This window comes from Staphylococcus pettenkoferi (assembly GCF_002902685.1).
GTDB lineage: Bacteria > Bacillota > Bacilli > Staphylococcales > Staphylococcaceae > Staphylococcus > Staphylococcus pettenkoferi.
Window position 1 is genome coordinate 38,835 of the sequence record NZ_PPRN01000020.1, and the last position, 25,757, is coordinate 64,591.

Here is a 25,757-nt window from a genome sequence, read left to right on the forward strand (position 1 = left end):
TTCTCTACACTTATTCTAAATCATCTATGAAATCATCGACAATCCTCGCGCATTCGTGCCATCGTTATTCTAAGGCATCAATGATTGCTACACCTGCACTTGTGCCGACACGCGTCGCACCTGCTTCAAGCATTTGAAGGAAGTCATCGGCAGTACGAACGCCACCTGAAGCTTTCACTTCCATCGCTTGGCCTACTGTTTCTTTCATTAGTTGAACATCATGTGTCGTTGCACCGCCACCTGCGAAACCAGTCGATGTCTTCACAAAGTCAGCTCCAGCAGATTGACTCAATTCGCAAGCTTTCACTTTTTCTTCATCTGTTAATAAGCACGTTTCAATGATGACTTTCACCGTCTTATGATTCGCAGCTTGAACGACAGCAGAGATATCTGCTTCTACACGTTCATAATCTTGTTCTTTCAGCGCTCCAATATTGAGCACCATATCTATTTCTTGTGCCCTATTTTTAATCGCATCTTCAGTTTCAAACACTTTAGTTTCAGTTGAAGTGGCTCCAAGTGGGAAACCAATCACGGTACAAATTAAGACGTCACTGTCGCCTAGCTTCTCAGCTGCATGACGCACATGTCCTGGATGGATACAAATGGATTTGAATTGATACGCTTTCGCCTCATTAATGAGTTGGTCAATTTGTTGCGTCGTCGCATCTGGTTTTAATAATGTATGGTCAATATACTTCGCATATGACACATGGATGCCCTCCTTAAGTAATGGGTAATAAGAGTTGAATGTTAGTGAATTCAAATATGTTGGAAGTCATTTTGCTAGTAAAAGTAAGCACTTATACGTGAATTCGTATTGTAATGCTGAATTGTAATGCAAGCGACCTTCCTGATTTTTAAAACGACAAAGCTTTCAGAAATCAAAACATTCAAACTCTGTTAAAATAATTTCCATTTTTATACTACAAAAATTCGCCAAAATAATAAACCAATGTTATCTTAAGAAAGAAGAAAAAATGAAGGAGCAATGGAACATGACACAAGCTACACCGCATATTCAACCTAACGGCGTACCTATCGCTAAGACCGTCTTGATGCCGGGAGATCCACTTCGAGCAAAATACATCGCTGATAACTATTTAGAAGACGTGCAACAGTTTAACGAAGTACGCAATATGTTCGGCTATACAGGAACTTACAAAGGGAAACAAATCTCAGTGATGGGTTCAGGCATGGGCATGCCAAGTATTGGAATTTACTCATATGAACTCTACAATTTCTTTGATGTTGAGACGATTATCCGCGTAGGTTCATGTGGCGCGTTACAAGATGACATCAATCTATACGATATCATCATCGCCCAAGCTGCTTCTACAAATTCAAGTTATGTAGACCAATTCAACATTCCAGGCCATTATTCACCAATCGCTGATTTCAATCTCATCACTGAAGCGCAACGTCATGCTGAGGCATTAGGCGCTACGACGCATGTAGGTAACGTGCTCTCATCTGACACTTTCTATAACGCAGACGAGACGTTTAATACGCAGTGGCAACGCATGGGCATTCTCGGTATTGAAATGGAATCTGCAGCGCTTTACCTCAATGCGACCTTCGCTGGTAAAAAGGCTTTAGGGATCTTCACTGTAAGTGATCATATCTTTAGAGACGAAGCGACAACAGCTGAAGAACGTCAAAACGCCTTCACACAAATGATGGAAATTGCTTTAGAAACAGCTGAATAAATACGAAAGCCTAGGTGCAACGCCTTTAAATAAGTGCGTTACATCTAGGCTTTTTTCGTTATAAACTATTAACATAAGGTGAGTTTTAAAATCGTTACTATCTTCTTATTCACCTAAATAAGATTTCAACATCCAGTTGTGTTTATCAATATCTGTTTGCATACCGATAAACATATCTTCAGTCACGTCATCTTCTGCTTTACCTGCAACTTCAATTGCTTCTTCTAATTGTTTAGAAACATTTGTGAAGTCTTTAGAAAGTTCAGCAACCATTTCTTCAGCTTTGTAATATTTACCTGCTTCATCGATGATTGAAATGTCTAAGCTTTCTCTTAATGTCGCTACAGGATTTCCTCCGATAGCTAAAATACGTTCAGCTAAATCATCGATAAATTGACTTGCCTCATCGTAAAGTTCTTCAAATTTAGTGTGTAGGGCAAAGAAGTTAGGTCCTTTCACGTACCAGTGGAAATTGTGCAATTTAGTAAATGCAACCGTCCAGTTAGCAACCTGTTGATTCAATACGCGTACTACATCTTCATTATTATTAGCCATGATTATCTCTCCTTTAAGTTAGACGTCGACTAGAACGCCTTATCTTTAATCATTATTATATCATAATAAGTTTAATCATCAACAACAAAGCTCATAAAGTTTAATATTTCTAAAACACCTTTATCACAGCTTTTAAAAGTAGTTATTTCTATCTCTAACTCTAATATTAATTGAGAAAATAGAACTTTAATTGATAATACAATTAGTCTTCTGCATGTTCTTGCTTATCAATAAAAAATGATTTTTCATAGTCATTTGGACGATGCCAATGTGTTTTCCACATAATTTTACGATTCTGAGCAAAAAAGTCATACGCCGCATCACGAATCACACTTGGAACTAATTTCAATAAATAAGCCATCCACTTATATTTTGGCAACGTTGCGATGAGCGATAATATAGCATCAGACTTATATTGTAAGTGGTCGCCATGTTGCACAATCACGCTATCGTATTTTTGAGATTCAGGATAATCCTTTTTAAGTTTTTGACCTGCATCACTTTGTAATTGCACAAATTCATAACGCGGAGATAAACCATGTTGGATGAGCCAAATGGCATAGTTATAGCAATAGACACAGGTACCATCGTAATAAATTATAGGCATGAAGCTCCCTCCAATTGCATTTCATCTTACTCTTTATATATCCTTTTTAGTCTCGCTTAAATCATATAGCTCCTTTTCCCTCAACCAACTAAAAAGAGAACTCAAGCTACTCATTACAGTCACTCAAGTTCTCTAATTCAAACTCTATTCAATTATTGATCTTCATTCACACGGACGATACGTGTATATTTCAAGAATTGAGGACTATATTTCTCTTTAATCGTCGCTAAATCATCGTATGTGATACCAATGATATGCCAATTCGGATTAAAGTGATAGAACGAATCTTTCTTACGAGACCACTTAATCATCTTGCCCTCTTTGTTATAACGCGGTAACGTAATTTCGTAGCCATCAAGGACATTTAAATACATTTGGAAGACATCCGGATCTATGCGATTGAAATTATCTATGACAAGGTAGCTTTTATCTTTACGAGGCATATTCTGCGTGATAAAGCCTTCACGGTAATACAACGCACCGTTTTCGTTCGGTAAATATTTACCATAGAGCATATCTTCAGTAAAGTCAGGATGGCCTGTCGTAATAACTGGATTAGCATTCGTCTTCTGCAGCAACTCTTGAGCCGCTTCTAAACCTTGTTTATCTCGATTGACCACGAGCAAGATGAACGGCTTAACATCATCTTCTTCTGAGTCTAAGACATGCGTTTTTTCAACCTTCTCAAACTGTGGCTTCAAGCCATTATTCTCACTCATTTCAAGAATGGCTTCGTACTGCGTTTGAGATAAACTTGCGATCGCTTGTTTCGCATTTTCCTGTAAAAAATATAAATTCTTCAATTTCGGGTGTTTATTCAACGTCGTTAACGTTACTGGATTAATCGTGCGTTCGAAATAAACTTCGATAGCCGAGCTATTCGTACGACCTGGAATCGGTGGTTTCTCGTGTAAATGATGTGACACTTCACCCAATCCGATCACAGATTGATTCGCATTCTTATTAAAGAAGACGAGTTGATCTCCAACTTCCAGCTGCGTATAGTGATGATAACCATTACGTTTAATTCCGTTATATGTATGTGTATAAACGGTATAATCTTCATCAGGTTCAAAGTCCTGTGTTTCAGAAAGGAAGAAATAACGAGGAATCTTCGTTTCACCACGTCCTAAACTCACGATTAATTCGAATTCTTCTTCTGTAATTTGATTAAATAATGTTTCTTTCATATTACGCATTCTAAATTCAAGTTGTTCACTTCGCTTCAAATAGTCTGATGTGAGCGGTTTTAACTCTTCTTTCAACTCGAAGTGCACACGAATCTTATTCTGCGCGCCAGTTTGTACACTGACAATCTCCCCATGACCTAGGAGACCTGTATCCATTTGCACTTGATAGAAGATAACTCGGTCCCCTACTTGCGCATTTTTAAAAGCTCTAAAGCCTTGTGACGGATTGAAATGGGCTCCTGATTCAAATAACGTAGTCTGTCCTACGAGTGGTTCGTGATGGTCCCAACGATTATACCCACAATTCAACCAAAAGTAATTTGTTTCCTCAGCCATGTAGAATACTCCTTGCTTCTCTAAGTTTATACTATCTTGTCTATTATAAGTTTAAAATGTAACGAGTACAAGAAATTCTGAAATCATCTCTTTGTACTCTCATGTAAAATAAGTGCTATCCAATCCACATATGTTCTATCATTTACGTTCTAGACGTAGCTTCTCGAGTAGGTTCGGTGTTAAATCTTCTGATAGTTTTTGCAATCCTCAACATAATACGCTGTCTACTTTTACCATAAATGCGTGAACCACATCGTCACTAAACTTGATACGATGACTACGAACCATGTGACCAGCCCGAGTAGGATGGGTTTAAATCCTGCTTCTTTAAACTGTTTAAAATTCACGCCCAGACCGATACCCGCCATCGCAATACTGATAAAGAACAGAGAAATCTTTTGAAAAACATGAATAACCGTTGGAGAAAAGTTAAATACCGTACTGATGAGTGAAGCGAGAATAAATCCGACGATAAACCATGGAAAGATCTTCACAATCGACACATTCGCGTCTTTCGATTTCATCTTATTCATGGTTCTCACTGCGAAGAATAACACGACCGGAATAATCATGAGAGTGCGCGTAAGTTTAACGATCGCACCTGTCTGAAGTGCTTGATGTCCGTAAATGGATGACGCTGCAATCACACTTGAGGTGTCGTTAATCGCCGTACCACTAAAGTAACCAAAGGCAGACTGACTCATATGGAAGAGGTGACCCATGGGCGGAAAGATAAAGACTGCAATCAAATTAAACAGAAATACGGTAGAAATCGAGAATGCGACTTCACTTTCCTTAGCACGGATGACGGGACTTGTCGCAGCAATCGCTGAACCACCACAAATCGATGTACCTACGCCGATGAGTATTCCGATATTCTCATCAATATGTAACAACTTCAACAATAAATAGACGATTAAGAATGCCACAATCAGCGTAATAAAGATGATAGGAAGTGACTTCCAGCCCACACTACCAATCGATTGAAAGCTGAGCGTAAAGCCAAGTACGATAATGCTGTAGTGAAGCACTTTCTTACTGCTAAATTTAATCCCGGGTTGGAACGTGTCAGGTACACGCCAAATATTACCGATGATCATTCCGATGACGATGGCAAATATTGCGCTACCAATAATAGGTAGCCAAGTACCGAGAATCGTCGCTATTACTGCGATACTCACCGTCAGAATTAATCCTTTTAAACGATTCATGTTATCACCTTTTCTGCAAATCTTCTAGGTTCGTGATGACTATAGGGCGAATGATAACCTCATTGATGCATCATTGAGAATGCACCGAACAACGGCATAATATTGATGAGTAATCCTCCGAGTTTCAGTAAGCCATTCACTTCTTTATCACGCAGTGTTACAGCAACACAAATAATTCCGAGAATATTTAATACTATCGGCACAAATAATACTGGAAAGATTGGAAGTTGAAGAAATATACCTGCGCCGGTGATGACACCACAAATCAGTGCGATATAAATAAACTTCTGCATCGTCCATACGCTCCTTATATTATAAATAACTAATAATGAGTTCAAAGTCACCTTCAAATACTGTATCTAAATCGTGAGATGTAAGTATAAAGTTGGAACCTTTTTCAATAGCAAAGATATCTCCGTCTGTAATCACTTCACCTTTGCCCTCGATAACTGAAACTAAGACAAATTCACGCGGTTTCATGTAATTTAATGTCCCTGATATTTCCTATTTCACCATAGTAAAGAAGTCATTAGACACGAGTTGCGTCCGCTTGTGATTCTCTCGATACTCAACATCCGTCGTCGAAACATTCTCAATATCAGGCGTTTCTAACACTTCAAGTGCTTGCGTCTTGTTTAAACCTCGATGATTCTTCTCATATTCCCGACCATAATCGTAAATACGGTAAGAAACGTCAGAAGACTGCATCGTCTCATATACGAGCACGCCAGCGCCAATTGAATGGACCATACCTGCTGGAACATAATAGAAATCGCCTGCTTGCACTTCAACTTTATTGAAGAGCCCGTCGTAATCTTGCTCCTGTAAACGCGTGAGATTATCTGAAGCTTCCTCATCTTTGAAACCATAGATAATCTCAGCGCCTGGTTCTGCTTCAACGATGTACCAACACTCTGACTTCCCGTATTGGCCATCTTCGTTCTCATACGCATAGGCATCATCGGGATGAACATGTATCGATAAAGGCCCTTGTGCATCAATCAACTTCGTCATAAGCGGAAATTCATGACTCGGAAAGTCCCCAAACAATTCTCGATGTGAATCCCACACCTCATCTAGCGTGCAACCTGAGAATCGGCCTGTTGTAATCTCACACTGTCCACTTTGATGTGCAGAGATTGTCCATGCCTCACCCACTGTGTCACTAGGCAAATCGTAACCGAATGTCGTTAACTTCTTCCCACCCCAGACTTTGTCTTTCAACACTGGTTTTAAGAATAACGGCATTACTGCACCTCCGTCTTAGTATTCGCTACACTCTATCTCTCTATAGCTTTATATGTATATTCAATAAATTGTCGTCAATATATATTTGAAACCTTACTTTTATTAATATCTTAACGAACACTTACTCTGATTGTATCACAACATGCGGGCTACGCGGTAATTGAGTTAGGTATAGACACCGGTTCAAGCCCTAAACGTCACAATTTCTTAATACTTTCACTACAGTTTGTTGCTTTTTGTAGTTAAAAGTAAATAATTGCACTAAATCAAGTCTTGTTTTCGTTTTAAGATAGGCATTATAATTGAATTAGGAAGTCATTGAAGACTTCCGGTCATGATTTAAGCATATAAGGTAATAGATATGATAAAGCAATAAGTTGATTGAAGCGCAACTTATTGACTTGAAAATTTGCGAAAACCCCAGTCGTCGATCACGACTGGGGTTGTTTTATACGATATTTTATGACTTCATTTGATATTAAAAGTATTGAAAAGCGCGACAATCATCTTTATCGTTTACTGTCGCTTCATTCATTTGCATGCCACTCCGCATTAAATTTGTGCAATCGCTTGCTTAATATCTGTGGAACCTTGAACAATTTGGAATTCTTGATTATCTTCCCCGTCTTCATGTGCAACTTCTTTTAATACGGTAGCAACATCCTCACGTGGAATCGCACCGTTACCTTCAAAGAAAGCACCTACATCAATTTTACCACTACCAGATTGATCTAAAAGTAGACCAGGATGCACGATAGTGTAAGTTATACCGGATTGTTTAAGATATTCATCCGCATAGTGTTTCGCAATCGTATAAGGTTTCAAATCCCCACTTGCGTCAAACGCTTCACGACGAGAGTCATACGTTGAAACCATGATAAAGCGTTGTACACCGGCAATCTTGCTCGCTTCTATCGTCTTCACTGCGCCATCTAGATCGACGATGATGGTCTTATCCGCGCCAGTGTTACCACCTGAACCTACAGAGAAGATTACTTTATCGAATCCTTTCACTTTCTCTTTTAGCGTATCAATATCATCTTTCTCAACATCAATGAGTTGCGCCTTAATACCGCGTTCCTCTAACTGTTTCTGTTGCTCTTCAGAACGAACACCTGCAGTGAAATCTTCACCATCTTGAGTTAATTGATCTACAAGCTTGCTACCTACGCCTCCATTAGCGCCAATCACTAAAATACTCATCTGTTCGGCCTCCTATCTTGTTCTTTAAGTATTTGAGTATAGCTTACCGTAACAAGTCGCTTAACTCTTGTCCAAAGTTTGACTCAGTACGAAGAATATTTTAATATATGAATATATGTTCATATATTAAAATAGGAGCTTATACATATGGAGAATCAAACGCAAGATATCGAACGTCATACACTTGAACGCGTGACGGAAATATTTAAAGCACTCAGCGATGGCACACGTGTAAGAATCTTACATTTATTAATTCAACATCCCTGCAGTGTCGGTCATATTTCACACACGCTAAATCTAAGTCAATCCAACGTCTCTCATCAACTTCGCTTATTAAAACAAGCACATCTGGTTCATGCACAGAGACAAGGTCAATCTAAGATTTATCAACTCGACGACCAACACGTGACACAACTGTTAGAACAAGCACTCAATCATGCGACACATCATTAGGAGGCTCAATTATGTCTGAACACACACACGACCATTCACATGCACACAGTCATGTTCATACGAACAACAAGAAAGTGCTGCTCATTAGTTTTATTCTTATTTTTACCTTTATGATTGTAGAAATTATTGGTGGTATTATTGCCAATAGTTTGGCATTACTATCAGACGGTGTACATATGCTGAGCGATGCGATTTCGTTAGGCGTGGCGCTCATTGCTTTTATCTATGCGGAAAAGCACCCGACCGTTAATAAAACGTTCGGTTATAAACGCTTTGAAATTCTTGCTGCACTCTTTAACGGCGCGTTGCTCTTCGTCATTAGTATCTTTATCATTATCGAAGCGATTCAACGCTTTATGCAGCCAGCCGAAGTACAGTCGACGCAAATGTTTATCATCAGCACAATTGGTTTAATCATCAACGTTATCATCGCTGGGATGATGTTTGCCGGAAGCGATACAGAGCATAACTTGAATATGCGTGGTGCTTTCTTACACGTTATCGGTGACCTACTCGGCTCAATCGGCGCGCTTATCGCAGCTGTGCTAATTTGGTTATTTGGCTGGAATTTAGCCGATCCTATCGTCAGTATCCTCATGTCGTTAATTATCTTGAAAGGTGCATGGGGCGTGCTCAAATCTTCCCTCAATATCTTAATGGAGGGTACACCTGAGAATGTTGATTTAAATACGATTATTGAAGCGATTACGGAAGAACCTGAAATTGATAATGTGCACGATTGTCATATTTGGACTATTTCTAACGCTATGAATGCGTTGAGTTGCCATGCTGTAGTCTCACCTACACTGACGATGGTTGAAACGGAAGCAGTATTGAAACGTGTAGAACATAAATTGAACCATTTAAATATTCAGCACGTGACGATTCAATTGGAGACAGCCAATCACGATCACGAAGATGCAGTATTCTGCTCTACACTCCATCATGATGAACACCAACATCTACATTCACATGCTTAAATTGAAACTGTGAGTAAACAACAATATGGACGAGTTTCAAATTATTTTGCAGATCTCGACTATATTGTGAGTTTACTCACGGTTTATTTTTGTGTTAAAACTATGTAAAGTCGACGATTGAGAGGCTTAATCGTTGTCTATTTATTTTGAAAAAGATATAGTATTTGATATTGTGTGTATATCAGTGAAAAGGAGTGCAAAAAATTGTTTAGTTTTCATACATCGGCTTTTAAAAATATCAAGCCACAAAACTGGAAAGTCATAGGCTTTACATTCATTAGTGCGATTATGCTAGCCATTATGACTTTCGCTAGCTATCTGCTTTTAGGTTTATCAACGCAAGGTTTAGAGCAACAACAAATGCAAGCTCAATTGGGCGGTGGCAGTGGTATTACCGCTTCAGCATGGTTACCAGTGATTGCTGCGATTGTTCTCGTCGCCCTACTTTGGATACTCTTAGCCTACCCAGTATTCTCAAGTTTAATCTACATGATAAGCAAAGCGACACGAGGCGAGACAGTTAATATCCGCGATATCTTCTCAACATTCTTTAAGGGGAGATATGCGAAAGCGTTATTGATGGGTCTCATATCATTTATCATGTTTATCATCTATCTAATAATCAATGGATTAATTATTTATCTATATTCTGAATTACTTAATTTAATCCTTAAACAATTCGCTAATTCATTACAAAACTCAAGTAACCAGATGACAATCTTTACGACTATCCAAATTATTAATGGCATACTCACTTCATTAATCATAGCCATTCTCACAATTATCCTAGCTATGATTGTAATTAATATGACAACTTCATTTGTGAATGATATTAACCGTAGTGTAGGTACAAATGTTAAAAATGGCTTTAAAGGAATTAAGAACGGCCATAAAACATGGTTCAAGTTCTTCATTGGAACACTGTTAATATGGTTGATTAGTATCTTAATAAATCACGTTTTAATGCCTATCATTGCAATTAATACCCAACAGATGTCACAAAATGTAGTCGTTATGATTATGCAGACGATGAGAATCATCTCAATGATCGTCAAAGTAATTCTCTTCTATATCCTTACTGTAGGAATGGTTCATTACTTTAACCGTAACGGCAAGAAACCAGAGAAATCAACAAAAGCATAAGTATAATGAATAAGCCAGTCAGTGGGCATCTGCCTCCACCGACTGGCTTTTTTTCTACTAATAACTCTATATTTTATCCTCTCTCAACTACAATAAGTGTTCCTTAAGGTAGTGTGCTGCGCCATCTTCTTCGTTCGTCAACGAAGTCACGTCTTTCGCTAATGCTTGCACTTCAGGACGTGCATTTTTCATCGCAACCGTGTAATGACCGAACTCAAACATCGCACGGTCGTTATCGCTGTCTCCGATAACTAAAGTACTTTCACGTGGAATATCAAAGTGTTCAATCATCTCTTTAATCGCTGTTCCCTTATTCACACCATACGCCATCGTTTCCGCATTAAAGCGTGAAGAGTTTGAAACTGAAATATTCAATTGTTCTTGATCTTCAATCAGTTGGTCACGGAAAGCTTGAATTTGTGATTGTTCTTTTGAGAATAAATAAATCTTCGCGTACGGTTCATCCGGTAAGGCTTCTACCCATTCGACCTTATCCTTTAAAGCATCTTTACGCGAATGCCATTCACTCACGCTCACTCCGCCTACAGGTTCCTCTTCAGCAACCATCGCTTCGATCCATTCTTTATCTTCTGTTAAAATGCGTCTTTGTCCATCATATGGAAAGACTTCATAATAAATGTGGTTGTTCTGAGCTAACTTCACTATGTCTTGTACTTGAGTTAAAGTCATGCCATGTTGGAATATCGTCTCGTCTTGAACCTTACCTTGTGTACCGTTTGAACTAATGATGCCATCGACACTGAAATCCTCTGATACAAAATAATGAATCTCATCATGAGAACGACCTGTAGCAAGAAAGACTTTATAACCTTGCGCTCTCAATTCGCGAATAATTTGAGTGGTATCATCACTCACTCGGTTATCACTATGTAAAATCGTTCCATCCATATCAAGGAAGATTGCTTGTACATTATCCATTATGCTTGACCTCCAACGTCTCTTATTAACGTTATTATCTCACTTCGTTGGAGCGGACTCAATCACTTCAGCTTTTGAGAAATAGCGCGTAACGTCCATGTAGACGCGTTAACTCTACAGGGCGGTCGAAAAATGCCGAAAGTGTGTCGCTGTTGAGTACTGATTCAATTGCACCCTGTTTGTAGCATTCTCCATCTTTTAATAGGAACCCTTTTCCCACCTCAGAAGTCAATTCCTCAACGAAATGCGTGACATAGATGACTGCTAAATCAGGATAATGATGGTAAAGATTGTCGAGCGCAGTTAATACTGCTTCCCGTGCTAGAAAGTCCAATCCAGAAACCGGTTCATCTAACACGAGTAGATCAGGCTCTCCCATTAAAGCACGTGCAATGAGTACGCGTTGTCTTTCGCCAGTAGATAATAAACCATAATACTGCTCTTTAAAGTCTTCCATCCCTACTTGCTGGAGTAAGTTCAATGCATTCTCACGTACTTCCTCTGATGGCTCGGTATATAAGCCAATAGATTTATATGCCCCACTCATGACGATATCTTTAACAAGTTCCCCTTCTTGAAAACGTTCCATCAAACTATTAGATACAAAGCCGATATGATTACGCACATTGTCAGCGGAATAACCGACTTTACCTGGTTGCATGCCAAATAAGGTCATTTCTCCCCTCGTGGGTGATTCGTAGGCATTAATGATATTTAATAATGTGGTTTTACCTGCTCCGTTGAGTCCATAGAGTACCCAGCGGTCGCCCTCATTGATCGTCCAGTCAATATCATTGAGTATCGTCTTTCCTTTCTTAATACGTCCAATTTTTTCAAGATTGATAAGCATGTCCTTCCCCTCCTTGTACACGATTAGCTTTATTGTACGATAATTCAGATATTTTTAAAACCTCAATTTACATATAAATAAAGAGAGCAAATGCCCGAAAGCATCTACTCTCTTCTAGTAAAGCATACTACTTTTATTCTACTGTTACAGATTTCGCTAAGTTACGTGGTTTGTCCACGTCTAAGTCACGGTGTAGTGCTGCATAATAAGCAATCAATTGTGTTGCTACTACAGATACGAGTGGTGTCAATAATTCGTGAACTTGTGGAATCACGTAAGTGTCGCCTTCTTTTTCAAGACCTTCCATAGAAATCACGCAAGTGTTCGCACCACGTGCTGCAACTTCTTTCACATTACCGCGAATTGAGTTATTCACGTTCTCTTGTGTCGCAAGTGCTACTACTGGCGTACCCTCTTCGATTAACGCGATTGTACCGTGTTTCAATTCACCACCAGCAAAACCTTCAGCTTGGATGTAAGAGATTTCTTTCAGTTTCAACGCACCTTCAAGGCTGACATTGTAATCAATTGTACGTCCGATGAAGAAGGCATTACGAGTATCATCCATAAATTCTTTCGTAATATCTTCTAACTTCTCAGCATCGTCTACAATTGCCTCAATTGCTGTTGTCACTTTCGCTAACTCTCTCAATAAATCAACTTCCGCTTCGTGACCGTGTTCTAACGCTACGATTTGAGACAAGATTGAAAGCACTGCAATTTGTGCTGTGTAGGCTTTCGTAGACGCCACAGCAATTTCTGGACCTGCATGTAACAATAAAGTGTGGTCCGCTTCACGTGACAATGTAGAACCTGGAACGTTCGTAATTGTGAGTGATTTATGACCTAATTTCTTCGTTTCTACGAGTACAGCACGACTGTCTGCAGTTTCGCCTGATTGAGAAATGTAGATAAATAATGGATTTTCAGATAGTAATGGCATGTTGTAAACGAACTCTGAAGCAACGTGTACTTCTGTCGGAACGCCTGCCCATTTTTCAATAAACTCTTTACCTACTAAACCAGCATGGTAGCTCGTACCTGCTGCAATAATGTAAATACGGTCTGCTGCCGCAACGTCATCCACGATATCTTTGTCCATCTTCAAGTTACCTTCGCAATCTTGATATTCTTGGATAATACGACGCATAACGGCTGGTTGTTCGTGAATTTCTTTAAGCATGTAGTGATCGTAAACGCCTTTCTCAGCGTCTGCCGCATCAATTTCAGCAGTGTATGTTTCACGATCTTGAACATTGCCGTCTTGATCTTTAATAACTACGCTCTCACGTTTCACGATAACAATTTCATGGTCGTGAATTTCTTTATATTGATTTGTTACCGGTAACATTGCTAACGCGTCTGAAGCAATGACATTAAAGTCGTCACCGACACCGATAAGTAATGGTGATTTATTCTTCGCAACGTAAATTGTATCATTATCTTGATCGTCTAACAGACCAAGTGCGTATGAACCTTCGAGCATTGAAACTACTTTCGTAAATGCTGTTTCTGTATCTAAACCTTCGTTAGCGAAGTGTTCAATAAGTTGTACAACAATTTCTGTATCTGTTTCTGATAAGAAATTAACATCACTTAAATATTCTGCTCGTAACTCTTCATAGTTCTCGATTACACCGTTATGTACAAGTGTGTAACGTTTAGAAGCAGATTGATGAGGATGTGAATTTTCATGGTTAGGAACACCATGCGTTGCCCAACGTGTATGACCGATACCTAGTGTACCGTCAAAGTCATTGTCATCTGCTACTTTTCTTAAATCAGCAATACGACCTTTTTCTTTAAATACTTCTGTACCTTCGTCGTTGGTTAAAGCGATACCTGCTGAGTCATAACCTCTGTATTCTAATTTCTCTAAACCTTTAAGTAATAGTTCTTTGGCATTATCATGCCCAATATATCCGACAATTCCGCACATAAATATTTCCTCCAATAATCACACGAAGCAAAGCATGGGAGCGTAGACTAGAATTGCGCATAGTAAAAGAAGACATCGATGGTTCTATCCATGCCTGTAATCACACACTTTTTCAACGCATCCTAGCAACTGCTCTCTTACAATTCGTGTGTTGCTATAGTCTTGTAGGCTTGCTTAATAACTTTGTGCACTAAGTTACCCTAGTGTTTTCATCATTAAGCTTACGAATGAGCCTAACCATCCGGGATAGCATCCGCCGAAATCTCGATAACTATCCACCTCGTCTACAAATACAGACGACCTATCTATTAAGATTTCTGATATTAAACCTTAAATGATGGATAAGACACTGCATTTGTACTGGCGCTTTAATTGAATTATGTTGTCTGTCCTCCTTTCTATCAACATACATAATTCTACAATGTAATGGTATTGTAATGCAAACATTACCACATTGGAACCGCCCCTTGTTTATCCCTTTTCTACTATAATTAAACATCGTTTACAAAGTGATGTTTGTCACACTTTGACTGACAAAGATGTCATTAGTTGTTATTGTGCGAACGCTTACACACCTCATACAATAGACTTATAAACTTATTATAAAAGAGGTGTCCTCAATGTCAGATACACAAGAGAACAAAGGAATCGGCCGTAAAGTCCAAGCCTTTGGGTCATTCCTCAGTAGTATGATTATGCCAAACATTGGTGCGTTTATTGCTTGGGGCTTAATCGCAGCGATCTTCATCGATGGCGGTTGGTGGCCTAACAAAGATCTCGCAAGTTTGGCTGATCCGATGATTAAATATTTAATTCCATTACTTATCGCATATAGTGGTGGTCGTCTCCTCCATGAAATGCGTGGCGGTATTATTGCTGCCGTTGCAACAATGGGTGTCATCGTAGCGATGCCGGATACACCAATGTTACTTGGTGCTATGGTTATGGGGCCTTTAGTTGGCTGGTTGATGAAGAAGACAGATCAATTCATCCAACCTCGTACCCCACAAGGTTTCGAAATGTTGTTTAACAACTTCTCGGCCGGAATTCTCGGCTTTATTATGACGCTCGTAGGATTTAAGATTATCGCACCTATTATGCACGGAATTATGTACATCCTATCCGTGATCGTGGGTAGTCTTGTACACGCGCACTTATTACCTATCGTAAGTGTCATCGTTGAGCCAGCGAAGATTGTATTCTTAAATAACGCGATTAACCACGGTGTGTTCACACCCCTTGGCGCAGACCAGTCCGCACATTTAGGTAAGTCTATTCTTTATACGATTGAATCTAACCCTGGACCAGGTCTCGGAATTCTCGTCGCTTACATGATCTTCGGTAAAGGAACTGCGAAAGCAACATCATATGGCGCAGGTATCATCCACTTCCTCGGTGGTATCCATGAGATTTACTTCCCATATGTATTGATGCGTCCGTTACTCTTTATCGCAGTGATCCTTGGTGGTATGACAGGTGTTGCAACTTATTCACTCTTTGACTTTGGTTTTAAAAGTCCAGCGTCACCAGGTTCATTCTTGGTCTACATTTTCAACACACCTAAAGGCAACTACTTGCACATGATTCTCGGTGTGCTGCTCGCAGCGCTCGTTTCCTTTATCGTCGCATCACTTATTTTACGTTTTACTAAAGAACCTAAACAGGATCTTGAAAGTGCCACAGCACAAATGGAAAAAACGAAAGGTAAGAAATCAAGAGTATCTTCACAACTATCAGGGAACAAAGATACTAAAGATACATCAGCTCAAACAGATAAAGCCGAAGATGAAGGTACTACGTCTGATGCTAATGCAGAAGAGGAAGAAGACCTCACAGAGAAATATGATACAGAGAACGTCGACGCGCACGACTACAGCAAGATTAACCACGTCATCTTCGCATGTGACGCAGGAATGGGCTCTAGTGCGATGGGTGCCAGCATGTTGCGTAATAAGTTCAAGAAAGCTGGTTTAACTGATATCGACGTAACGAATACAGCGATCAATCAGTTACCACAAGATGCACAACTTGTCATTACGCAGAAGAAATTAACAGATCGTGCAATTAAGCAAACACCTAATGCGATTCACATCTCTGTGGATAATTTCTTAAACTCACCAAGATACGAAGAGTTACTCGAACAGTTAAAGTCTGATCAGTAATCCTTCAATCCCATAGATCAACTAAAGGAGGATACAGCTATGTTACTGAGCAAACGTGAAAGAGCCATCACTGAAATGTTACTCAAGCATCAAGACCAATATTTAACGATATACGATATTGCTCAAACGCTTGCTGTCTCCTCTCGTACGATACATCGAGAATTGAAATCACTTGAAGAGACGTTGACTCAACTGGGGCTAAAGTTGGAACGCGTCGTGCGTAAAGGCGTGAAGTTAAGTGGATCAACTACTGCCGTTGAGCGTTTACAACAACTCGTCCAGGATCAACCCATGGCAGACTTATCTGAAGAAGAACAACAAGTCATCATCTTATATGCCTTAATCCAAGCAGATGCCCCTATTAAGCAATATAGTCTCGCACATGAGATTGGGGTCTCGACTCAAACACTGTCTAAAATATTGGATCAACTCGAACAAGTACTCACTAACTATCAGCTCACGCTTCAACGTAAACGCGGCGAAGGTATTTCACTTCAAGGTGCAGAATCTAAAAAACGTGAGCTACTGAGTTTACGGATGGTCAACAATCTAAACAGTACAAGTGTTTACTCTGTCATCGAGAACCACTTCGTTTATCAGTCACTCAATCAAACACAGTTATCTATGGTAGATATGGATAAGATTTTTCGTGTCGAACGACTATTAATGGATTATCTTGATTCACTGCCATATACATTGATTGAGTCAAGCTATATCACGTTGACCGTTCATATCGTTCTGAGTATTGATCGCATGCAGAAAAATGAATATGTGACTTTAGAACCTGCAGTTTACGAAGAGGTACACCATACCCGTGAATTTGAAGTTGCAACTGCACTTGCCCATCGTTTAGAAGCGATTTACGATGTGACTTTTACTGAAGCTGAAATTACCTTTATTACAATTCACCTTAGAGGTGCGAAGCGTAAAGATATCACAGAAGATGATGAACATGACGAAACACAAATTCAACGTTTTATCCAACGCGTAAGTAACTTTGCGAAGATGGAATTTAGTGAGTTAGATACGCTAACTGAAGGGTTGAAGTTGCATCTCATTCCTGCTATGAACCGTTTGAGAGCAAATATTGAAACCTATAATCCACTCACACAAATGGTGAAGCAGAAGTATCCTCATCTCTTTCACAGTGTGAAGTTGGCGGTAGAAGCAACGTGGAGCGATTTAAACTTTCCTGATAGCGAGATTGCCTTTCTCGTTCTCCATTTCGCCGGTGCTATTAGACGCGAGGAACATCACACGTTAAATGTCTTAGTCGTCTGTAGCAGCGGGATTGGAACAAGTCGTTTATTAGCGACGCGATTAGAGCAAACATTTCCAGAAGTCACGTCGACAGAACAAGCTTCGGTTGGAGAGTTAGCGCACATATCGCTTGAAGCCTATGATGCCATTATTTCGACGGTCAATCTTGATATTGAAGCGGATTACTTAACTGTTAATCCTTTACTGCCGGATACCGATATTCATCTTGTCGCTCAATTTTTAAAAAGCCAGAGTGACTACGTGCAAACTGAAACTAAGACTGAAATTCCGAGCAATCTTTGGAAACCGAAACAACCTTCTCAAGCACAACGAGATACTGAACATATCTTGAATCAAGTTCGAGATGGCTTACGACTTCTTGACCACTGTGAAGTCGAACAAGTTCACGTGGATGATGTCGTAAGTTATCTAACAGAAAGTTTACATCAAAGGAAGATTATCGACGATCGACAGTCATTCTCTGAATTACTGGTAGACCGCATGGAAGAAGATGGGTACGCTTTAGCGCCCTATCCTCTTGCTCTTCCACATCTGAGAAGTTCAGTCATCCAGAAACCGATGTTGCTTCTCACTGTGTTGGAACAACCACTCGAGCTACCAAATCATAATGACACACCGATTCGTTATTTAATTAATATCTTTATTCCTGACGATCCTAACTTAGCACAACTCGTCAGTCATTTTACCGGTGAACTCATTCACCACCTTGATGATATCGACGTACTGATGTCAGACCCGGACAAATTGATTTCAATATTGAAGGATCAGTATGTCGCCTATTTACAACAAATCTTAACTATGGAGTGATACGATTATGAGCGAATTATTTAGCAATGACAATATTTATCTTAACCAATCTATTAGTACACAAGAGGAAGCCATCGAACAAGCTGGCCAAGCTTTAGTTAAAAGTGGTGCGGTGACTGAAGGCTATATTCAAGCTATGAAAGAGCGTGAACAACTCGTATCTACGTTTATGGGTAACGGTTTAGCAATTCCGCACGGTACTGATGAAGCGAAGACAGAAGTCATTCAATCAGGATTATCTTTAATTCAAATTCCTGAAGGTATCGATTGGGATGGCGAAACAGTGAAAGTCGTAGTAGGTATTGCAGGTAAAGATGGCGAGCATTTAGACTTATTATCTAAAATCGCAATCACGTTCAGTGAAGAAGAGAATGTTGAACGCATCGTCAACGCGCAATCCGCAGAAGAAATCAAACAAGTCTTTGAGGAGGCCGATGCATGATGAAAGCCCTACATTTCGGTGCCGGCAATATCGGTCGCGGTTTCATCGGTTTCATACTTGCTGATAATGAGGTTAAAGTAACCTTTGCGGATGTCAATGAGACGGTGATTCATGAACTTGAGCAACAACATGAATACGATGTGATTTTAGCGGATGAGGAACGTACGACGACACGCGTTCATAATGTTGATGGTATTAATTCTAGTAAACCTTCAGAAGCGTTGAAGCAAGCGGTGTTGGAAGCGGATATTATTACGACTGCAGTCGGCGTGAATATACTACCACTTATTGCGAAGACGTTTGCACCGTATCTGAAAGAGAAAGAAACACCCGTCAATATCGTGGCGTGCGAGAACGCGATTATGGCGACAAATACGTTGAAACAAGCCATCTTAGATATTACAGGGCCACTAGGTGATCATATCCACTTTGCGAACTCAGCTGTTGACCGTATTGTTCCTGAACAACATAACGAGAATTTGTTAGACGTCGTTGTCGAACCGTTCTTTGAATGGGTGATTGAACGTCAACATTGGTATGGGCCTGAGTTAGATCATATTCACTATGTGGATGATCTCACACCTTACATCGAACGTAAGCTCCTCACAGTGAACACGGGTCATGCGTTCTTAGCTTATGCAGGACGTTATCACGATAAAGCCACTGTGCTCGATGCCATGAAGGACACACAAATTAAAGACGGCTTGAAACAAGTCCTTTCAGAGACTAGCCAGTATATTACGTCTAAATTTACTTTCACTGAATCACAACAGGCACAATATGTGGATCAAATTATGGAACGTTTTGAGAACCCTAATCTTTCTGATGCGGTTACACGCGTTGGTCGAGGCACTTTACGTAAAATTGGTCCTCAAGATCGTATTATTAAACCGCTCAATTATCTTTATCAACAAGATTTACCTCATGAAGGCTTGCTGAAAGCTGCAGCTTATCTATTAAAATATGATGATACGAATGATAAAGAGACGGTTGAGAAGAATAATTATATTAAAAACAACGGTGTTGAAGCATTTCTTAAAGAATATGCGCACACTGATGAAGGTTTAACTCAAGAAATTGTGCGTGAGTACAACGTGCTAGGTTAAACGATTGGATAAAGTAAGAGGATTCGAGCGTGAAGCTAATTACTTCATGCTCGAATCCTTTTTGAGTTATATACGTTTTTTGAGTTGAGAGATTAACACTCTTATAAAGCGATAGCGTATCTCAACTTTATTGTAGAAACTAGTTAACGATTACTCTAGCCCCATATGTTCTTCAACGACTTTAGCAATACGTTCAGCATACGCTTGTGCTTTCTCATCTGTTGCCGCTTCAACCATGACACGTACGAGTGGTTCTGTACCTGAAGGACGTACGAGAATACGACCTTCTCCGTTCATATCCACTTCGACTTTCGTCATTTCTTCTTGTACAGCAACGTTTTCCTCAACGCGATGTTTATCCGTTACTTTCACATTAACGAGTGATTGTGGATACTTCTTCATTTGTGCAGCTAATTCGCTTAGCTTTTTACCTGTAAGTTTAATCACTGAAGCTAATTTCACACCTGTAAGTAAACCGTCACCTGTCGTATTGTAGTCCATCATCACGATGTGACCTGACTGTTCACCACCAAGGTTGTAACCGCCACGACGCATTTCTTCTACTACATAACGGTCGCCGACTTTCGTCTTGTTTGATTGAATACCTTCCGCTTCTAATGCTTTGTAGAAACCAAGGTTGCTCATCACCGTTGAAACAATCATATTATGGTTGAGTTCTTGGTTCTTCGCCATTTCTTGACCGATAATAAACATGATTTGGTCTCCATCAATGATGTCACCTTTCTCATCTACCGCAATCAAACGGTCACCATCGCCATCAAATGCGAGACCGAAATCACATTCTTTTTCAACAACCGTTTCAGCAAGTTTCTCAGGGTGAGTAGAACCTACTTGGTCATTGATGTTGTAACCATCTGGATTACAGCCGACCGTCACTGTGTCCGCTTCTAAATCCCCGAATAAGAATGGCGCAAGAGATGAAGTAGAACCATGTGCGCCATCTAAGGCAATCTTCATACCTTCGAAATCCACATCTACGGTTGATTTAAGATAGCTTAAGTACTTCTGAGAACCTTCGAAGTAATCAGAGTAGTGTACGATATCTTCCCCTACAGGCCTAGGAATGGCAGGATTCTCTGCATTGAGCAATTCTTCAATTTCTTCTTCTTGAGCATCAGAAAGTTTGAAACCGTCTGAACCAAAGAATTTAATACCATTATCTTCAACCGGATTGTGTGAAGCAGAAATCATTACACCAAGCTCTGCTTCCATTTCCTTAGTTAAGTATGCGACACCTGGTGTAGAAATCACACCTAAGCGCATTACTTCAGCTCCGATTGAGACAAGACCTGCGATGAGTGCAGACTCTAACATTTCACCTGATACACGTGTATCGCGTCCTACAAGTACCTTAGGATGTTTCTTATCTTTATTATGTGCAAGTACATAGCCACCATAACGTCCGAGCTTAAAGGCAAGTTCAGGTGTTAAATCTTGGTTTGCGACACCTCTGACACCATCAGTACCAAAATATTTAGCCATTGTTATTAACTCCTTTGTATCTTACGTATTATTTGATATAGACTTTCGCTTGTATCTGATCTGGATCAGCTTTCGTCACATGCTTAGGCAATTTGAGAGTAACCTCTTTCTCAGTATCCTCACTCTCATTATCGACATCAATTTCCCCTGTGATTTCGTCGATATCCTTTAAGTCATCTTTATTTCCATAAATTTCAATTTCATCATCATCTAGTTTCACTTTATCTACTTGATGTCCATCGGCTAAACTACCCACCACTTTAGGTGCGATCTTCACCTTTTTACTATAAGGTTCTAGTTTAGCTGATAAATTCACTTCTTTAGGTTGAATCGTCACATCTACTTTATTGAGCTGACTATCAAATGCAGTAATTTGTGCTACATCTGTAGTATCTTCAGAAATTGTACTTGAATCTTTGTACGTCGCTTTCAAGTAGGCAATCTTCTTAATCTGTTCTTGTCCGCCAGTGACTTTCACAGTACGTGGAGATACAGTTTGTTCGCTAATCTTGTGCTCTCCATCTACATTGTTCTCACTGACATCTGGCTCAACTTTCATCGTCTTAGTGACTTTCTGTTCGAGATTAACACTTGCATCTTTCGGTTTCACTTCATAATCTAGATCTTCATCTAAACCTTTAACTTCAAAATCTGCTGAATGTTTTCCCGCTTTTTCACCAGTTAAATCAAGTACAGCTTTAATATCTTCGTTCTTCTGTGCTTTCAACACTTGGGAACGTGTACCTGATAAATCTACGTTAACTGTTTCTGGTGCGCCGCTCGCATACAGTGATTTGTGATCGTATTTCACCTCAACAGGCACATCGTTCAGTGTCTCTGTCGAATTCTGTCCGAATTTATCTGCATTGAACACATTACCGAATACATTATTCACGGATAGGAAGAATAATACCGCTAGTGCTAACGCGATTAAGCGCAGCCCCCATTTACTCTCTAACATCTATTTCACACCTTTCTCTTGAAAGTGTGTGCCAAACCAATGTTCAGCCAACAATTCTTCAAATGCATCTGTAGAAATATCTTTACGCAACTTACCATCGAATGTCACAGAGATAGACCCTGTCTCTTCAGAAACGACAGCAGTAAATGCATCTGAAACCTCAGATATACCTACAGCCGCTCTATGACGTGTACCTAAACTCTTCGCGATCTTCGCACTATCAGAAAGCGGAAGGTAACAAGCTGCACTTGCAATTTTCGTGCCTTGAATGATCATCGCACCATCATGCAGTGGCGTATTAGGTATAAACACGTTCGTTAGCAACTCTTGAGAAATGTCAGAATCGAGCGGTATACCCGTTTCTATATAATCTTGTAAACCCGTCTCTTTCTCAAAGACAATGAGCGCACCAATACGACGTTTCGCCATGTATTGAATTGCTTTCGATACCGCTTCAATCAGCTTATCTTCATTGCTGTTTAAATTACTTGTATATCTTTTAAATAAACTGCCTCGCCCTAGCTGTTCAAGTGCTCGTCGAATTTCAGGTTGGAAGATAACGATTAACGCTAATACCCCCCATTGGATGACGAGATCAAACAAATGGGATGTCGCAGTCAGGTTCAGCATCTTACTCACTTGTTGGCCAATGACGATGACCACAATACCCTTGAGCAACTGAATCGCTTTCGTGCCTTTAAATACTGTAATAACTAAGTAAAGGACATACCAAACGATGAGTAAATCAAGGATGCTCGTAATGACGCTTACCGTATTCCAATGATTAAAATAATTGGATAATTCCATAACATCTCCTCCGGTAATCTGTTCCCATGCTATCCATTATACCAATCATAACTATAACTGTCATATATAGTTACAGCTAAATTCTTCTTTAGTTTGAAAATTGAAATATTAAATTTGTATGGGGGAAATTTAGGAGAACTTTGAGGTATAGTATAAGTGGTGATCATGAGTTGGAGTAAAGTTTTTGTTGGAGAAAAATAAAAAAGCGGGAGCGAGCGTGAAAATGAGATATTTTCTACGCTCAATCCCGTGTTGAAGAGTTAAAATGCTTCATGAATGCGATAAATAAATTTAATCTTTAAAAAGTGAATACCTTTCATGTTAGTACTGTTTAAACAATTCAAGTATCTTATTTAAACAATCATTTTTAAAACTGTTGCTTCTAGACTAACAACCAATCATACTTTCTTTTTAAAATTAGAGTAGCGATTCACCTAAAAAGCTTCCAATTAAACCGACAGCTTGTTCTGCAGTACGGTTCTTGTTATCAATTAACGGATTTACTTCTACAACATCCATAGAGGTAATCATCTGAGATTCGTGTAATAATTCCAAGGCAAAGTGACTTTCTCGATAAGTTAATCCACCAAGTACTCGAGTGCCTGTCCCTGGTGTTTCTACTGGATCTAATCCATCGACGTCTAATGAGAGATGGATGCCATCCGTTTTATCTTTAAGATAATTGATCGTTTCCTCAATCACATGCTGGATACCATAACGATCAATATCAGCCATTGTATAAGTTTGAATATGATGTTTCTTGATGTACTGCTTCTCCCCTTCGTCTAAGTCACGCATACCGATAAGAACAATATTCTCTGGTTTAACTTTAGGAGCGAATCCACCTAAATGAACAAGCGCTTCATCACCTTCTCCAGCAAGTACACGAAGTGGCATCCCATGTACATTACCTGAAGGCGACTCCTCAGGAATATTCAAATCACCATGTGCATCATACCAAATCACACCTAAGTTCTCGTAGTGTTGGCTCACTCCAGTAATAGAACCAATAGCTAATGAGTGATCTCCTCCGATAATGAGTGGGAAATGGTTACGTGCAACGCTTGTAGATACCGCTTCACTTAAATTCTTAGACACAGTCATTATTTCATCATAGTTGCGTAGACCTTCTTGCGGCCCATGAAATCGTTCCAAATCAACCCGAGGTACATCAATATTGCCTCTATCTTCCACTTCAAGACCTAAAGCTTGAATGCGTTTGACGAGCCCAGCATATCGTATGGCTTCTGGTCCCAAATTAACCCCTAGTTTAGGTTGACCATATGTAGTAGGTGCACCTATGATATCTATCTTCTTATTCATCAATCACAACCCCTTTGTGTTAGATATATGGTAAGAATAAACGAATAGTATAAAACATTCAATTAACGATGCTTTAGACAGAGTTTAATAAAAGGGATTGAATTACATAATATATCAGAATGCTGATTGAAGATTCATTTAAGAAAGTAGTTTCTATCACTTTATGTATGACTATTCATATGAGAGAAGGTAAATTTTTTGCAGAACTAGCAAAGAGAAATAAGTTGAAAGAAAGCAAAACGATAATTTTAAGCTGCAGTTATTGAAAGCTTCTCTGATTTGAGAAACGATATTTTCATAATACGGGTGACCAATCAATATTAGAGTTAGAACTAAAAGATGCAACGGAGTTACTGAGATAAGATAATTACAAAAGTACGTAAAAAAGCACCTTCCTAGAAAGAAGGTGCGTGAGTGAGCCATAGAGGATTCGAACCTCTGACCCTCTGATTAAAAGTCAGATGCTCTACCAACTGAGCTAATGGCTCATGGCTGGGCTAGCTGGATTCGAACCAGCGCGTGACGGAGTCAAAGTCCGTTGCCTTACCGCTTGGCTATAGCCCAATAATCATGGTGGAGGGGGGCAGATTCGAACTGCCGAACCCGAAGGAGCGGATTTACAGTCCGCCGCGTTTGGCCAACTTCGCTACCCCTCCGTAGCTATTCAATTGAAATGGTGGAGGATGACGGGATCGAACCGCCGACCCCCTGCTTGTAAGGCAGATGCTCTCCCAGCTGAGCTAATCCTCCACAAATGACCCCGACGGGACTCGAACCCGTGTTACCGCCGTGAAAGGGCGGTGTCTTAACCGCTTGACCACGGGGCCATATGGCTCCACAGGTAGGATTCGAACCTACGACCGATCGGTTAACAGCCGATAGCTCTACCACTGAGCTACTGTGGATTAATACAATGCCTGGCAACGTCCTACTCTTGCGGAACGTAAGTCCGACTACCATCGGCGCTAAGGAGCTTAACTTCTGTGTTCGGCATGGGAACAG

The 25,757-nt window shown here is 39.8% G+C and carries 22 protein-coding genes, 6 tRNA genes, 1 rRNA gene and 1 pseudogene; 8 read left to right on the forward strand and 22 right to left on the reverse strand.

Going from position 1 to position 25,757, the window contains the following annotated elements:
* Positions 1-64 precede the first annotated feature (64 nt).
* Positions 65-712 (reverse strand): deoxyribose-phosphate aldolase, encoded by a 648-nt coding sequence (gene deoC / locus CD126_RS04490; RefSeq protein WP_103370094.1) that lies wholly within the window; start codon positions 710-712, stop codon positions 65-67.
* Between the two features lie 286 nt (positions 713-998).
* On the opposite strand from deoC, the gene deoD reads away from it, so the two are divergent.
* Positions 999-1,709, forward strand: coding sequence for a purine-nucleoside phosphorylase (gene deoD / locus CD126_RS04495; protein WP_049405670.1), 711 nt, complete (start codon positions 999-1,001; stop codon positions 1,707-1,709).
* 105 nt (positions 1,710-1,814) lie between these two features.
* Here deoD and CD126_RS04500 read toward each other — a convergent pair whose 3' ends face one another.
* The 7 genes and pseudogenes from CD126_RS04500 to CD126_RS04530 form a co-directional block, all read right to left on the reverse strand.
* A complete protein-coding gene (locus tag CD126_RS04500; protein ID WP_002471606.1) occupies positions 1,815-2,264 on the reverse strand; it encodes a Dps family protein in 450 nt (149 codons plus the stop codon).
* 202 nt (positions 2,265-2,466) lie between these two features.
* Positions 2,467-2,871 carry a thiol-disulfide oxidoreductase DCC family protein gene (locus CD126_RS04505; RefSeq protein ID WP_049405667.1) on the reverse strand — a complete coding sequence of 135 codons (405 nt, stop codon included), beginning with the start codon at positions 2,869-2,871 and terminating at the stop codon, positions 2,467-2,469.
* 152 nt (positions 2,872-3,023) lie between these two features.
* Positions 3,024-4,397 (reverse strand): EVE domain-containing protein, encoded by a 1,374-nt coding sequence (locus CD126_RS04510; RefSeq protein WP_049405665.1) that lies wholly within the window; start codon positions 4,395-4,397, stop codon positions 3,024-3,026.
* Between the two features lie 230 nt (positions 4,398-4,627).
* Positions 4,628-5,608 (reverse strand): YeiH family protein, encoded by a 981-nt coding sequence (locus CD126_RS04515; protein ID WP_049405663.1) that lies wholly within the window; start codon positions 5,606-5,608, stop codon positions 4,628-4,630.
* A gap of 59 nt (positions 5,609-5,667) precedes the next feature.
* A complete protein-coding gene (locus tag CD126_RS04520) occupies positions 5,668-5,901 on the reverse strand; it encodes a hypothetical protein (RefSeq protein ID WP_002471655.1) in 234 nt (77 codons plus the stop codon).
* 19 nt (positions 5,902-5,920) lie between these two features.
* Positions 5,921-6,856 (reverse strand): annotated as a pseudogene (locus tag CD126_RS04525) (type I phosphomannose isomerase catalytic subunit).
* A 552-nt stretch (positions 6,857-7,408) separates the two neighbouring features.
* Entirely contained in the window at positions 7,409-8,059 is a 651-nt protein-coding gene (locus CD126_RS04530; RefSeq protein ID WP_049405659.1) for an SDR family oxidoreductase, read from the reverse strand.
* A gap of 147 nt (positions 8,060-8,206) precedes the next feature.
* Here CD126_RS04530 and CD126_RS04535 point away from each other — a divergent pair, with 147 nt between their 5' ends.
* The 3 genes from CD126_RS04535 (at position 8,207) to CD126_RS04545 (ending at position 10,635) form a co-directional block, all read left to right on the forward strand.
* Complete coding sequence (locus tag CD126_RS04535; RefSeq protein WP_002471660.1) at positions 8,207-8,512, forward strand: ArsR/SmtB family transcription factor; 306 nt, start codon at positions 8,207-8,209, stop codon at positions 8,510-8,512.
* An 11-nt stretch (positions 8,513-8,523) separates the two neighbouring features.
* Positions 8,524-9,492, forward strand: coding sequence for a cation diffusion facilitator family transporter (locus CD126_RS04540; RefSeq protein WP_049405657.1), 969 nt, complete (start codon positions 8,524-8,526; stop codon positions 9,490-9,492).
* A gap of 204 nt (positions 9,493-9,696) precedes the next feature.
* Positions 9,697-10,635: a DUF2189 domain-containing protein gene (locus CD126_RS04545; RefSeq protein WP_103370095.1), complete on the forward strand. Its 939-nt coding sequence runs from the start codon at positions 9,697-9,699 to the stop codon at positions 10,633-10,635.
* 87 nt (positions 10,636-10,722) lie between these two features.
* On the opposite strand, the gene CD126_RS04550 is transcribed toward CD126_RS04545, so the two are convergent.
* From CD126_RS04550 to glmS, 3 genes are all read right to left on the reverse strand, one after another.
* Positions 10,723-11,574, reverse strand: a complete 852-nt coding sequence (locus tag CD126_RS04550) for an HAD family hydrolase (RefSeq protein WP_103370096.1) — start codon at positions 11,572-11,574, stop codon at positions 10,723-10,725.
* A gap of 67 nt (positions 11,575-11,641) precedes the next feature.
* The gene (locus tag CD126_RS04555) at positions 11,642-12,424 is read right to left on the reverse strand and encodes an ABC transporter ATP-binding protein (protein ID WP_103370097.1); all 783 of its coding nucleotides are present in this window, start codon (positions 12,422-12,424) and stop codon (positions 11,642-11,644) included.
* 133 nt (positions 12,425-12,557) lie between these two features.
* Positions 12,558-14,363: a glutamine--fructose-6-phosphate transaminase (isomerizing) gene (gene glmS / locus CD126_RS04560; RefSeq protein ID WP_103370098.1), complete on the reverse strand. Its 1,806-nt coding sequence runs from the start codon at positions 14,361-14,363 to the stop codon at positions 12,558-12,560.
* A gap of 620 nt (positions 14,364-14,983) precedes the next feature.
* Between glmS and CD126_RS04565 the strand changes: the two genes are divergently transcribed.
* Genes CD126_RS04565 through CD126_RS04580 form a run of 4 tightly spaced genes read left to right on the forward strand, consistent with a single transcriptional unit; the run spans position 14,984 to position 20,161 of the window.
* On the forward strand, positions 14,984-16,525 hold the full coding sequence (locus tag CD126_RS04565) for a PTS mannitol transporter subunit IIBC (RefSeq protein WP_103370099.1): 1,542 nt from the start codon (positions 14,984-14,986) through the stop codon (positions 16,523-16,525).
* 39 nt (positions 16,526-16,564) lie between these two features.
* The gene (locus CD126_RS04570; RefSeq protein WP_103370100.1) at positions 16,565-18,613 is read left to right on the forward strand and encodes a BglG family transcription antiterminator; all 2,049 of its coding nucleotides are present in this window, start codon (positions 16,565-16,567) and stop codon (positions 18,611-18,613) included.
* 7 nt (positions 18,614-18,620) lie between these two features.
* Positions 18,621-19,055, forward strand: a complete 435-nt coding sequence (locus tag CD126_RS04575) for a PTS mannitol transporter subunit IIA (protein ID WP_049405645.1) — start codon at positions 18,621-18,623, stop codon at positions 19,053-19,055.
* Positions 19,055-20,161, forward strand: coding sequence for a mannitol-1-phosphate 5-dehydrogenase (locus tag CD126_RS04580; RefSeq protein WP_103370103.1), 1,107 nt, complete (start codon positions 19,055-19,057; stop codon positions 20,159-20,161). The genes CD126_RS04575 and CD126_RS04580 overlap by 1 nt, the downstream gene beginning before the upstream one ends.
* Positions 20,162-20,311: 150 nt before the next feature.
* On the opposite strand, the gene glmM is transcribed toward CD126_RS04580, so the two are convergent.
* From glmM to rrf, 11 genes are all read right to left on the reverse strand, one after another.
* Positions 20,312-21,664 carry a phosphoglucosamine mutase gene (gene glmM / locus CD126_RS04585; protein WP_103370101.1) on the reverse strand — a complete coding sequence of 451 codons (1,353 nt, stop codon included), beginning with the start codon at positions 21,662-21,664 and terminating at the stop codon, positions 20,312-20,314.
* Positions 21,665-21,692: 28 nt separating this feature from the next.
* Positions 21,693-22,625, reverse strand: a complete 933-nt coding sequence (locus CD126_RS04590; RefSeq protein WP_049405641.1) for a CdaR family protein — start codon at positions 22,623-22,625, stop codon at positions 21,693-21,695.
* Positions 22,626-23,432 (reverse strand): diadenylate cyclase CdaA, encoded by an 807-nt coding sequence (gene cdaA, locus CD126_RS04595; RefSeq protein WP_049405639.1) that lies wholly within the window; start codon positions 23,430-23,432, stop codon positions 22,626-22,628.
* 417 nt (positions 23,433-23,849) lie between these two features.
* On the reverse strand, positions 23,850-24,755 hold the full coding sequence (rocF, locus tag CD126_RS04600; protein WP_103370102.1) for an arginase: 906 nt from the start codon (positions 24,753-24,755) through the stop codon (positions 23,850-23,852).
* Positions 24,756-25,170: 415 nt separating this feature from the next.
* Positions 25,171-25,243 (reverse strand) — tRNA-Lys (locus tag CD126_RS04605).
* A gap of 1 nt (position 25,244) precedes the next feature.
* Positions 25,245-25,319, reverse strand: a tRNA-Gln gene (locus tag CD126_RS04610).
* Between the two features lie 7 nt (positions 25,320-25,326).
* A tRNA-Tyr gene (locus CD126_RS04615) sits at positions 25,327-25,411 on the reverse strand.
* Between the two features lie 18 nt (positions 25,412-25,429).
* Positions 25,430-25,505, reverse strand: a tRNA-Val gene (locus CD126_RS04620).
* 5 nt (positions 25,506-25,510) lie between these two features.
* Positions 25,511-25,582: transfer RNA gene (locus tag CD126_RS04625), tRNA-Glu, on the reverse strand.
* A 3-nt stretch (positions 25,583-25,585) separates the two neighbouring features.
* Positions 25,586-25,660: transfer RNA gene (locus tag CD126_RS04630), tRNA-Asn, on the reverse strand.
* 10 nt (positions 25,661-25,670) lie between these two features.
* Positions 25,671-25,757: ribosomal RNA gene (gene rrf, locus CD126_RS04635) — 5S ribosomal RNA — on the reverse strand; the annotation flags it as partial.

What these genes read in the sequence shown, in the direction of transcription:
- CD126_RS04505 (WP_049405667.1), bottom strand. Translation starts at nt 2,871, where the DNA reads ATGCCTATAATTTATTACGATGGTACCTGTGTCTATTGCTATAACTAT.
- CD126_RS04565 (WP_103370099.1), top strand. Translation starts at nt 14,984, where the DNA reads ATGTCAGATACACAAGAGAACAAAGGAATCGGCCGTAAAGTCCAAGCC.
- cdaA (WP_049405639.1), bottom strand. Translation starts at nt 23,432, where the DNA reads ATGGAATTATCCAATTATTTTAATCATTGGAATACGGTAAGCGTCATT.
- CD126_RS04515 (WP_049405663.1), bottom strand. Translation starts at nt 5,608, where the DNA reads ATGAATCGTTTAAAAGGATTAATTCTGACGGTGAGTATCGCAGTAATA.
- glmS (WP_103370098.1), bottom strand. Translation starts at nt 14,363, where the DNA reads ATGTGCGGAATTGTCGGATATATTGGGCATGATAATGCCAAAGAACTA.
- CD126_RS04575 (WP_049405645.1), top strand. Translation starts at nt 18,621, where the DNA reads ATGAGCGAATTATTTAGCAATGACAATATTTATCTTAACCAATCTATT.
- CD126_RS04500 (WP_002471606.1), bottom strand. Translation starts at nt 2,264, where the DNA reads ATGGCTAATAATAATGAAGATGTAGTACGCGTATTGAATCAACAGGTT.
- CD126_RS04530 (WP_049405659.1), bottom strand. Translation starts at nt 8,059, where the DNA reads ATGAGTATTTTAGTGATTGGCGCTAATGGAGGCGTAGGTAGCAAGCTT.
- CD126_RS04540 (WP_049405657.1), top strand. Translation starts at nt 8,524, where the DNA reads ATGTCTGAACACACACACGACCATTCACATGCACACAGTCATGTTCAT.
- CD126_RS04590 (WP_049405641.1), bottom strand. Translation starts at nt 22,625, where the DNA reads ATGTTAGAGAGTAAATGGGGGCTGCGCTTAATCGCGTTAGCACTAGCG.
- CD126_RS04520 (WP_002471655.1), bottom strand. Translation starts at nt 5,901, where the DNA reads ATGCAGAAGTTTATTTATATCGCACTGATTTGTGGTGTCATCACCGGC.
- CD126_RS04580 (WP_103370103.1), top strand. Translation starts at nt 19,055, where the DNA reads ATGAAAGCCCTACATTTCGGTGCCGGCAATATCGGTCGCGGTTTCATC.
- rocF (WP_103370102.1), bottom strand. Translation starts at nt 24,755, where the DNA reads ATGAATAAGAAGATAGATATCATAGGTGCACCTACTACATATGGTCAA.
- CD126_RS04535 (WP_002471660.1), top strand. Translation starts at nt 8,207, where the DNA reads ATGGAGAATCAAACGCAAGATATCGAACGTCATACACTTGAACGCGTG.
- CD126_RS04570 (WP_103370100.1), top strand. Translation starts at nt 16,565, where the DNA reads ATGTTACTGAGCAAACGTGAAAGAGCCATCACTGAAATGTTACTCAAG.
- CD126_RS04555 (WP_103370097.1), bottom strand. Translation starts at nt 12,424, where the DNA reads ATGCTTATCAATCTTGAAAAAATTGGACGTATTAAGAAAGGAAAGACG.
- CD126_RS04510 (WP_049405665.1), bottom strand. Translation starts at nt 4,397, where the DNA reads ATGGCTGAGGAAACAAATTACTTTTGGTTGAATTGTGGGTATAATCGT.
- glmM (WP_103370101.1), bottom strand. Translation starts at nt 21,664, where the DNA reads ATGGCTAAATATTTTGGTACTGATGGTGTCAGAGGTGTCGCAAACCAA.
- CD126_RS04550 (WP_103370096.1), bottom strand. Translation starts at nt 11,574, where the DNA reads ATGGATAATGTACAAGCAATCTTCCTTGATATGGATGGAACGATTTTA.
- deoD (WP_049405670.1), top strand. Translation starts at nt 999, where the DNA reads ATGACACAAGCTACACCGCATATTCAACCTAACGGCGTACCTATCGCT.